The 9,818-nt window shown below is 38.7% G+C and carries 10 protein-coding genes and 1 pseudogene; all 11 read left to right on the forward strand.

What is annotated here, in order from left to right:
- Nucleotides 1–59: 59 nt before the first annotated feature.
- Nucleotides 60–599 (forward strand): outer membrane protein Omp18, encoded by a 540-nt coding sequence (locus tag H7N67_RS07295; RefSeq protein ID WP_000831151.1) that lies wholly within the window; start codon nucleotides 60–62, stop codon nucleotides 597–599.
- 7 nt (nucleotides 600–606) lie between these two features.
- Nucleotides 607–1,602, forward strand: coding sequence for a tol-pal system YbgF family protein (locus tag H7N67_RS07300; protein ID WP_187939542.1), 996 nt, complete (start codon nucleotides 607–609; stop codon nucleotides 1,600–1,602).
- Complete coding sequence (locus tag H7N67_RS07305) at nucleotides 1,589–2,146, forward strand: FKBP-type peptidyl-prolyl cis-trans isomerase (RefSeq protein WP_187939543.1); 558 nt, start codon at nucleotides 1,589–1,591, stop codon at nucleotides 2,144–2,146. The genes H7N67_RS07300 and H7N67_RS07305 overlap by 14 nt, the downstream gene beginning before the upstream one ends.
- 42 nt (nucleotides 2,147–2,188) lie before the next feature.
- On the forward strand, nucleotides 2,189–2,395 hold the full coding sequence (locus tag H7N67_RS07310; RefSeq protein ID WP_001088953.1) for a hypothetical protein: 207 nt from the start codon (nucleotides 2,189–2,191) through the stop codon (nucleotides 2,393–2,395).
- A gap of 68 nt (nucleotides 2,396–2,463) precedes the next feature.
- A complete protein-coding gene (locus H7N67_RS07315) occupies nucleotides 2,464–2,667 on the forward strand; it encodes a flagellar biosynthesis anti-sigma factor FlgM (protein ID WP_187869648.1) in 204 nt (67 codons plus the stop codon).
- Between the two features lie 140 nt (nucleotides 2,668–2,807).
- Entirely contained in the window at nucleotides 2,808–3,764 is a 957-nt protein-coding gene (gene dcm / locus H7N67_RS07320; RefSeq protein ID WP_187939544.1) for a DNA cytosine methyltransferase, read from the forward strand.
- 131 nt (nucleotides 3,765–3,895) lie between these two features.
- Nucleotides 3,896–4,330 carry a hypothetical protein gene (locus tag H7N67_RS07325; protein ID WP_000260925.1) on the forward strand — a complete coding sequence of 145 codons (435 nt, stop codon included), beginning with the start codon at nucleotides 3,896–3,898 and terminating at the stop codon, nucleotides 4,328–4,330.
- 1 nt (nucleotide 4,331) lies between these two features.
- A complete protein-coding gene (flgK, locus tag H7N67_RS07330) occupies nucleotides 4,332–6,152 on the forward strand; it encodes a flagellar hook-associated protein FlgK (protein WP_187939545.1) in 1,821 nt (606 codons plus the stop codon).
- 186 nt (nucleotides 6,153–6,338) lie between these two features.
- Nucleotides 6,339–8,042, forward strand: a complete 1,704-nt coding sequence (ggt, locus tag H7N67_RS07335) for a gamma-glutamyltransferase (RefSeq protein ID WP_187939546.1) — start codon at nucleotides 6,339–6,341, stop codon at nucleotides 8,040–8,042.
- Nucleotides 8,043–8,282: 240 nt separating this feature from the next.
- Entirely contained in the window at nucleotides 8,283–9,053 is a 771-nt protein-coding gene (locus H7N67_RS07340; protein WP_187939547.1) for an HP1117 family Sel1-like repeat protein, read from the forward strand.
- Nucleotides 9,054–9,276: 223 nt separating this feature from the next.
- Nucleotides 9,277–9,818: pseudogene (locus H7N67_RS07350) on the forward strand (hypothetical protein); the annotation flags it as partial.

Raw genomic sequence — 9,818 nt, forward strand, 5'->3', positions numbered from 1 at the left:
TTAAGCGAATGTGAGTTAATATTTACATTCATTGAAATTTTATTTTTGGAGAATTCATAATGAAGAGATCTTCTGTATTTAGTTTCTTGGTAGCTTTTTTATTGGTAGCTGGCTGTAGTCATAAAATGGATAATAAGACTGTGGCTGGCGATGTGAGCGCTAAAACGGTTCAGACTGCGCCTGTTACTACAGAACCAGCTCCAGAGAAAGAAGAGCCTAAACAAGAGCCAGCTCCAGTGGTTGAAGAAAAGCCGGCTATTGAAAGCGGGACTATCATTGCTTCTATTTATTTTGATTTTGACAAGTATGAGATCAAAGAATCCGATCAAGAGACTTTAGATGAGATCGTGCAAAAAGCTAAAGAAAACCACATGCAAGTGCTTTTGGAAGGCAATACCGATGAATTTGGCTCTAGCGAATACAACCAGGCGCTTGGCGTTAAAAGGACTTTGAGCGTGAAAAACGCTTTAGTCATTAAAGGGGTAGAAAAAGATATGATCAAAACCATCAGTTTTGGCGAAACCAAACCCAAATGCGTCCAAAAAACTAGAGAATGTTACAGAGAAAACAGAAGAGTGGATGTCAAATTAGTGAAGTAATTTTAGGATGAAAAGGCTTTTTTTTATCCCTTTTATCACTCCCTTTTTTCTCAATGGGGAGCCTTCAGCGTTTGATTTGCAAAGCGGAGCGACCAAAAAAGAACTCAAGCAGTTGCAAGTCAATAGCAAGAATTTTTCCAATATTTTGACCAAAATCCATTCGCAAGTAGAGGCTAACACTCAAGCTCAAGAGGGTTTGAGAAGCGTTTATGAGGGGCAGGCTAATAAGATTAAAGATCTCAATAACGCTATCCTTTCCCAAGAAGAATCCTTGCGAGCCTTAAAAGCCTCGCAAGAAGTGCAAGCTAACACATTAAAGCAGCAATCGCAAACTTTAGAGGATTTAAGGAATGAGATCCACGCTAACCAGCAAGCTATCCAGCAGTTAGACAAGCAAAACAAAGAGATGAGTGAGTTATTGACCAAGTTAAGCCAGGATTTGGTTTCACAAATCGCCTTAATCCAAAAAGCGCTCAAAGAACAACAGGAAAAAGCTGAAAAGCCGCTCAAATCAAGCGTTCGATCCAATGAGACCCCCCTTTCAAAAGCCGACGCGCCCAAAAGCCAAGAGAAAAAAACCCAAGAAAAGGCAAAAATTGAGTTTGATAAAGATTTGTCCAAGCAAAAAGAGATCTTTCAAGAAGCTCTGTCTTTTTTTAAAAATAAATCTTATGCAGAAGCCAAAGAGCGTTTGTTGTGGCTAGAAGCCAATAGTTACAGACTTTATTATGTGCGTTATGTGCTTGGAGAAGTGGCTTATGGGGAAAAGAGGTATAGAGAAGCGATCAAGTATTACAAAGAGAGCGTTCTTTTAAATCAAAAAGCGTCTTACATGCCTGTGCTTTTGTGGCATACGGCATGGTCGTTTAAAAAAATCAAAGACGATCAAAACTATTATAAATTTTTAAACACTTTGCAACGCTTGTATCCTTCAAGCGAACAAGCTAAAATGGCGCAAAAAATCTTAGAAAACAAGGAGAAACACCACCATGCAAAACCATGATTTAGAATCAGTCAAACAAGCCGCTTTGATTGAATATGAAGTGAGGGAGCAAGGCTCTAGTATTGTGCTAGACAGCAATATTTCTAAAGAGCCTTTAGAGTTTATTATAGGCGCTAATCAAATCATAGTAGGGTTAGAAAAGGCGGTATTAAAGGCTCAAATTGGCGAGTGGGAAGAGGTTGTCATCGCCCCAGAGGAAGCTTATGGGGTTTATGAAAGCGGTTATTTGCAAGAAGTCCCTAGGGATCAATTTGAAGGCATTGAATTAGAAAAAGGCATGAGCGTTTTTGGGCAAACTGAAGACAATCAAACCATTCAAGCCACTATCAAAGACTTTAGCAACACGCATGTGATGGTGGATTATAACCACCCGTTAGCTGGGAAAACTTTAGCGTTTCGTTTCAAGGTTTTAGGCTTTAGAGAAGTGAGTGAAGAAGAGATTCTAGCTTCACACTATGATAGTGGGACAGGTTGCTGTGGCGGTCATGGGGGTCATGGCAGAAAGAAAGGTGGGGGTTGTGGTTGCTCATGTTCGCATGGGTAATAAGATAGGGTAAGATAGGGGAATGTTTAAAAGGAATAGATCATGAATAGTTCTAACCTTAAAAATTGGCTATTCCCCACCATTTGCTTTTTTTTATTTTGTTATATTTTAATTTTTTTAATGTTTTTTATGTTTAAAAATTTACAATCGCAATCTTTTGGCTCTGTGGCAGAAACCGGAAAAAAACCCATTACTACCACCAAGAAATTTGGTAAGGAATTGCAAAAACAGATTTCAAAAATCCATTAACTTTTTTTCTTTTTTGCCGATACTTGCTGTAATCAAATGAATTGGATATTAGATTAAAGGATTTTAAGATGATTAACGCCATCTCTTCGCTCACTCCAGTGCAATCTTTGGGGAATTACAAGCGTGTGGAAAAGAATGAAAAAGTTGAAAATAATGAGGCCGCTCTTGATAGGGTGGCTGAAATCAAGCAAGCTATTGAAAATAACCAGTATAAGATCAATTTGCATGAGACTTCTCACAAAATGGCACAGGACTTGTTAGGGATAAGCTAGGGGTTTAACGGCTTCATTTCTAGGGGGGTTATTCTCGTTGTCGTTTTGTTTTTCACTGAAGTTTAGTTTTTTGTATTTTGAAATGCGTTTGTCGCTCTCTTAAATAGAGTGCGTTTTAGTCGTGTGTTAGGAATGATTGATTGGGGATTTTAACTTTTATGGATTTTTGCTCTGGTATTGGCGGGGGTCGTTTGGGCTTGGAGCAATGCCATTTAAAATGCGTAGGGCATGCAGAAATCAATGATGAAGCCCTTAAGACTTATGAACTATTTTTTAAAGACACTAATAACTTTGGGGATTTGATGCGAATCAACCCTAATGATTTACCCGATTTTGATGCACTCATTAGCGGGTTTCCTTGTCAGGCTTTTTCTATCAATGGCAAAAGGAAGGGGCTTGAAGATGAAAGAGGGACTATTATTTATGGGCTTATTCGCATTTTAAAAGTTAAACAGCCCAAATGTTTCTTGCTTGAAAACGTTAAGGGCTTGATTAGTCATAAGCAACAAGAAACTTTTAAAATCATTATCAAAGCTTTGCAAGAAGCGGGCTATACAACTTATTATCAAATTTTAAACAGCACTGATTTCCAATTAGCCCAAAAGAGAGAACGCCTTTATATCGTAGGGTTTAGGAAGGATTTGAAACACCCATTTCATTTCCCTTTAGGTTTAGCCAATGATTATTGTTTTAAGGATTTTTTAGACGCTGATAATGAATGCTATTTGGATGTGAGTAACGCTATTTTTCAAAGATACTTGCGCAACCCATACAACCATAACCGGGTTTTTTTAGAGAATATTTTAACTTTAGAAAACGCCGTTTTAGACACAAGACAATCTGATTTAAGGTTGTATTTTAATGTTTTTCCTACTTTAAGGACTTCTCGGCATGGCTTGTTTTATATTCAAAAAGGCAAAATCAAAAGATTAAACGCTATTGAAAGCTTGCTTTTACAAGGATTTCCTAGGGATTTGATCGCTAAGATTAAAAATAATCCACATTTTAAAGAAAGCCATTTATTATCCCAAGCAGGGAATGCGATGAGCGTGAATGTGATTGCTGCTATCGCACAGCAAATGTTAAAGGCGATTTAATAAGGGGGCTTTAAGGGGAAAATGATTTCAAAATACCCCCTATCCCCTTAAGAAATTGAGCTTTATAATAAAACTAAAAATGGCATAGTATTTGCTTGAATATTACTGAAACAAGAGCTAAAGGATTTGTTATGGTCGTTTTACATTCTCATTTAGAAAACGCGCTCAACCAATTGAAAGAATTGATTGATTTAACCGAGCGCGATATAAGAGACATCAAGCTCGCTAAACACACCGAAATTTTTGAAAGAAACCATCAAAAACAGCTAGCGATTCAAGCTTTTGAGAAAGAAAAAGCGAATATAGATGCGCAAATGTTGTCTTTAAAAAACCAATTCCCCAATAAAGAAATGAGTGAATTATTAGACGAAAAAACGAGCGATTTTTTAAACCAAATGCGAGAATCCTTGCTTGTTTTGAAAGAAAAAAACTTGATTTATTCGCGCATGGCGTTTGCGGTTTCTGAGTTTTATTCTTCGCTCATCCAACAAATCATTCCCCATGACACTTGCGATTATAAAGGCTCTAGGCATGTGGGGAGCCATTTTTTAAAAGTGCAGGCGTAAAATGGGCGGAATCTTATCTTCACTCAACACTTCTTACACCGGCTTGCAAGCCCATCAGAGCATGGTGGATGTTACCGGGAATAATATTTCTAACGCCAGCGATGAATTTTATAGCCGTCAGCGCGTGATTGCAAAGCCTCAAGCAGCCTATATGTATGGCACTAAAAACGTGAATATGGGCGTGGATGTAGAAGCCATTGAAAGGGTGCATGATGAGTTTGTTTTTGCTCGTTACACGAAAGCTAATTACGAAAACACTTATTACGATACAGAGTTTTCGCATTTAAAAGAAGCGAGTGCGTATTTTCCGGACATTGATGAAGCGAGCCTTTTTACGGATTTGCAAGATTATTTTAACTCATGGAAAGAATTGTCTAAAAACGCCAAAGACTCCGCTCAAAAACAGGCTCTCGCTCAAAAAACAGAAGCTTTAACGCACAACATTAAGGACACCAGAGAGAGGTTAACGACCTTACAGCATAAAGCGAGCGAAGAATTAAAAAGCGTGATTAAAGAAGTCAATAGCTTGGGTTCTCAAATCGCTGAAATCAACAAACGCATTAAAGAAGTGGAAAACAACAAGAGTTTAAAGCATGCGAATGAATTAAGGGATAAGCGAGATGAATTAGAATTCCATTTGCGAGAGCTTTTAGGGGGGAATATTTTTAAAAGCAGCATTAAAACCCATTCGCTCACAGATAAAGACTCAGCGGATTTTGATGAGAGCTATAACCTTAATATTGGGCATGGGTTCAATATTATTGATGGTTCTATTTTCCATCCATTAGTGGTTAAAGAATCCGAAAATAAAGGGGGTTTGAACCAGATTTATTTTCAAAGCGATGATTTTAAGCTCACTAATATTACTGACAAGCTCAATCAAGGGAAAGTGGGGGCGTTATTGAATGTGTATAATGACGGCTCTAACGGGACTTTAAAGGGCAAGTTGCAAGATTATATTGATTTGTTGGATTCTTTTGCTAGGGGTTTGATAGAATCCACGAATGCGATTTACGCTCAAAGCGCGAGTCATCATATTGAGGGCGAGCCTGTGGAATTTAATAGCGATGAAGCCTTTAAAGACACGAACTACAATATCAAAAACGGCTCGTTTGATTTAATCGCTTACAACACCGATGGTAAAGAAATCGCCAGAAAAACCATTGCTATCACGCCCATTACAACCATGAACGATATTATCCAAGCCATTAACGCTAACACTGATGACAATCAGGACAATAACACCGAAAACGACTTTGATGATTATTTCACAGCGAGCTTTAACAATGAGACTAAAAAGTTTGTTATCCAGCCTAAAAACGCTTCGCAAGGGTTGTTTGTCTCTATGAAAGATAACGGCACGAATTTTATGGGAGCGTTAAAACTCAACCCTTTTTTTCAAGGCGATGACGCTTCTAACATCAGCTTGAATAAAGAATACAAAAAAGAGCCTACCACTATCCGCCCATGGCTTGCTCCCATTAATGGGAATTTTGATGTGGCGAACATGATGCAGCAATTGCAATACGACAGCGTGGATTTTTATAGCGACAAGTTTGACATTAAACCAATGAAAATCAGCGAGTTTTATCAATTTTTAACCGGTAAAATCAACACGGACGCTGAAAAATCAGGGCGTATTTTGGACACCAAACAAAGCATGCTAGAGACCATTAAAAAAGAGCAACTCTCTATTTCGCAAGTGAGCGTGGATGAAGAAATGCTGAATCTAATCAAATTTCAAAGCGGCTATGTCGCTAACGCTAAGGTCATTACGGCTATTGATCGGATGATAGACACTCTGTTGGGGATTAAACAATAAGTTTTCTACCCATAGCGTTTTGATCAAATAAGCCTTATTTAACTTATTTTTAAACTCTATTTATTTTAAAACTCATTAACGATAATGCTTAATAGCAATTATAAGCTATAAGCGAGAGGGTGTTTTGTAAAGCTTGTGTTATAATAACAACGAAATTTTAAGCGTAACTGATTGAAAGGAAAACAGATGAGACGGAGTTTTTTAAAAACGATTGGCTTGGGTGTGATAGCACTCTCTTTGGGTTTGTTAAGCCCTTTGAGTGCAGCGAGTTACCCCCCCATTAAAAACACTAAAGTAGGCTTAGCCCTTTCTAGCCACCCGCTAGCTAGTGAGATCGGGCAAAAGGTTTTAGAAGATGGAGGTAATGCGATTGATGCGGCTGTAGCGATAGGTTTTGCTCTAGCGGTCGTCCATCCTGCAGCAGGCAATATTGGCGGTGGGGGCTTTGCGGTTATCCATTTGGCTAATGGTGAAAATGTTGCCTTAGATTTTAGAGAAAAAGCCCCCTTAAAAGCCACTAAGGACATGTTTTTAGACAAGCAAGGCAATGTAGTCCCTAAACTCAGCGAAGATGGCTATTTGGCGGCTGGAGTTCCTGGAACGGTGGCGGGCATGGAAGCGATGTTGAAGAAATACGGCACAAAAAAGCTATCGCAACTCATTGATCCTGCCATTAAATTGGCTGAAAATGGTTATGTGATTTCACAAAGACAAGCAGAAACCCTAAAAGAAGCAAGGGAGCGGTTTTTAAAATACGCTTCTAGCAAAAAGTATTTTTTTAAAAAAGGGCATCTTGATTATCAGGAAGGGGATTTGTTTGTCCAAAAAGATTTAGCCAAGACTTTGAATCAAATCAAAACGCTAGGCGCTAAAGGCTTTTATCAAGGGCAAGTCGCTGATTTGATTGAGAAAGACATGAAAAAAAATGGAGGGATTATCACTAAAGAAGATTTAGCCAGTTACAATGTGAAATGGTGCAAACCCGTGGTGGGGAGTTATCGTGGGTATAAGATCGTTTCTATGTCGCCGCCAAGTTCAGGAGGCACGCATTTGATCCAGATTTTAAATGTCATGGAAAATGCGGATTTGAGCGCTCTTGGGTATGGGGCTTCTAAGAATATCCATATCGCTGCAGAAGCGATGCGTCAAGCTTATGCGGACAGATCGGTTTATATGGGAGATTCTGATTTTGTTTCAGTGCCGGTGGATAAATTGATTAATAAGGCGTATGCCAAAAAGATTTTTGACGCTATCCAGCCAGATACGGTCACGCCAAGCTCTCAAATCAAACCAGGAATGGGGCAGTTGCATGAAGGGAGCAATACCACGCATTATTCTGTAGCGGACAGGTGGGGGAATGCAGTCAGCGTTACTTACACCATTAACGCTTCTTATGGAAGCGCTGCTAGTATTGATGGGGCAGGATTTTTATTGAACAATGAAATGGATGATTTTTCCATAAAGCCTGGGAATCCTAATCTCTATGGTTTAGTAGGGGGCGATGCGAATGCGATTGAAGCCAATAAGCGCCCTTTAAGCTCCATGTCGCCTACGATTGTGCTGAAAAACAATAAGGTTTTCATGGTGGTGGGAAGCCCTGGAGGGTCTAGGATTATCACTACGGTGTTGCAAGTGATTTCCAATGTCATTGATTACAATATGAATATTTCTGAAGCGGTCTCAGCCCCTAGATTCCACATGCAATGGTTGCCTGATGAATTAAGGATTGAAAAGTTTGGCATGCCCGCTGATGTGAAAAATAACCTCACTAAAATGGGCTATCAAATCGTTACTAAGCCGGTCATGGGTGATGTGAATGCGATCCAAGTTTTGCCTAAAACTAAAGGGAGCGTTTTCTATGGATCAACGGATCCAAGGAAAGAATTTTAATCCTATTTAGCCTTATTTTTTTGGAGGGGGGACTTTTTTAGCGAGAAAATCTTAAATTTAGTTTTAAAATTCATAAAAATAGTGTAAAATTTCTCATTACAAGAGACGATACTGGATCTAAATGGTGTATGCAGAATGGAGTTTGAGAATGTTTGCTGGTTTTAGAACGCATGCAGTTTCTTTTTTAAGATTGGTAGCCATTGACATTATGTTTGATCTTATTAAAGCAGAGGAGTAACAATGGGATACGCAAGCAAATTAGCCTTGAAGATTTGTTTGGCAAGTTTATGTTTATTTAGCGTTCTTGGTGCAGAACACCTTGAACAAAAAAGGAGTTATATTTATAAAGGGGAGGAAGCCTATAATAATAAGGAATATGAGCGGGCGGCTTCTTTTTATAAGAGCGCGATTAAAAATGGCGAGCCGCTTGCTTATGTTCTTTTAGGGATCATGTATGAAAATGGTAGGGGCGTGCCTAAAGATTACAAGAAAGCGGCTGAATATTTTCAAAAAGCGGTTGATAACGATATACCTAGAGGGTATAACAATTTAGGCGTGATGTATAAAGAGGGTAGGGGCGTTCCTAAAGATGAAAAGAAAGCGGTTGAGTATTTTAGAATAGCTACAGAGAAAGGTTATACTAACGCTTATATCAACTTAGGCATCATGTATATGGAGGGCAGGGGAGTTCCAAGTAACTATGCAAAAGCGACAGAGTGCTTTAGAAAAGCGATGCATAAGGGCAATGTGGAAGCTTATATCCTTTTAGGGGATATTTATTATAGCGGGAATGATCAATTGGGTATTGAGCCGGACAAAGATAAGGCTGTTGTCTATTATAGAATGGCGGCTGATATAAGTTCTTCTAGAGCTTATGAAGGGTTGTCAGAGTCTTATCAGTATGGGTTAGGCGTGGAAAAAGATAAAAAAAAGGCTGAAGAATACATGCAAAAAGCATGCGATTTTGACATTGATAAAAATTGTAAGAAAAAGAATACTTCAAGCCGATAACTCTCAAGCTTGGGCTTGATTCAAGGATTTTTGTTTTATTTTAAGTAGCATGCGTTTTTGAACAATTGATTTGAAGCGATAGATTAAAGATATTGCATTTTTCATGGCTAAGCGGCTTTATATTAAAAACTTTAGCCAAAAAACATTGCTTGCTATAACTTTGCTTTGTTTGTCTCGCCTAAATATTCCCCTTGTCTTAACAAACATTTACAAACTCTAAACAATAGCGAGCGGTTTTCATAAGCTTTTTAAAAACGACGCTAAGATCGCTTTAAGCCTAAAACCAGCCACTACTAAGAATTTAAGCCAAGGTTTAGCGACCACTCTCAGCGGAGCGTTAAAGTATCAATGGACTAAATTCACGCTAGGAACTTTATACCGCAACGCGCCCGGTCGCGTTTTAGGCGTGAAATTACCTAAAGCCCTAAACGAAGCCACCGCAGGCGCAGCCTTAAAGTATCACATTAAACGAGCGCTAGAAAGAAGCCACACGATAAGCGATTTTAGTAAGCAGTTAGAATTAAGCGCTAAAAACTCACAATTCACTAACAACACGCTTAAAATCATTGAAGAGCTTAATAACGGCGTTAAACAAGCGAGCGAAGAAATCAAAGAGAAAGCGCGCGATTTTTCTAATGAAAAACTCACTAACGAGCAAATCAAAGAGCTATTAAATAACGCAGAAATCCCTACAAGCGGGAGAGATGCGATCACTTTTGGAACTAATAACCTAAACCCTGAAATCGTTGAATTCCTACACAAAAA

This window comes from Helicobacter pylori (assembly GCF_014498195.1).
In the GTDB taxonomy this organism is placed as follows: Bacteria; Campylobacterota; Campylobacteria; order Campylobacterales; family Helicobacteraceae; genus Helicobacter; species Helicobacter pylori_DO.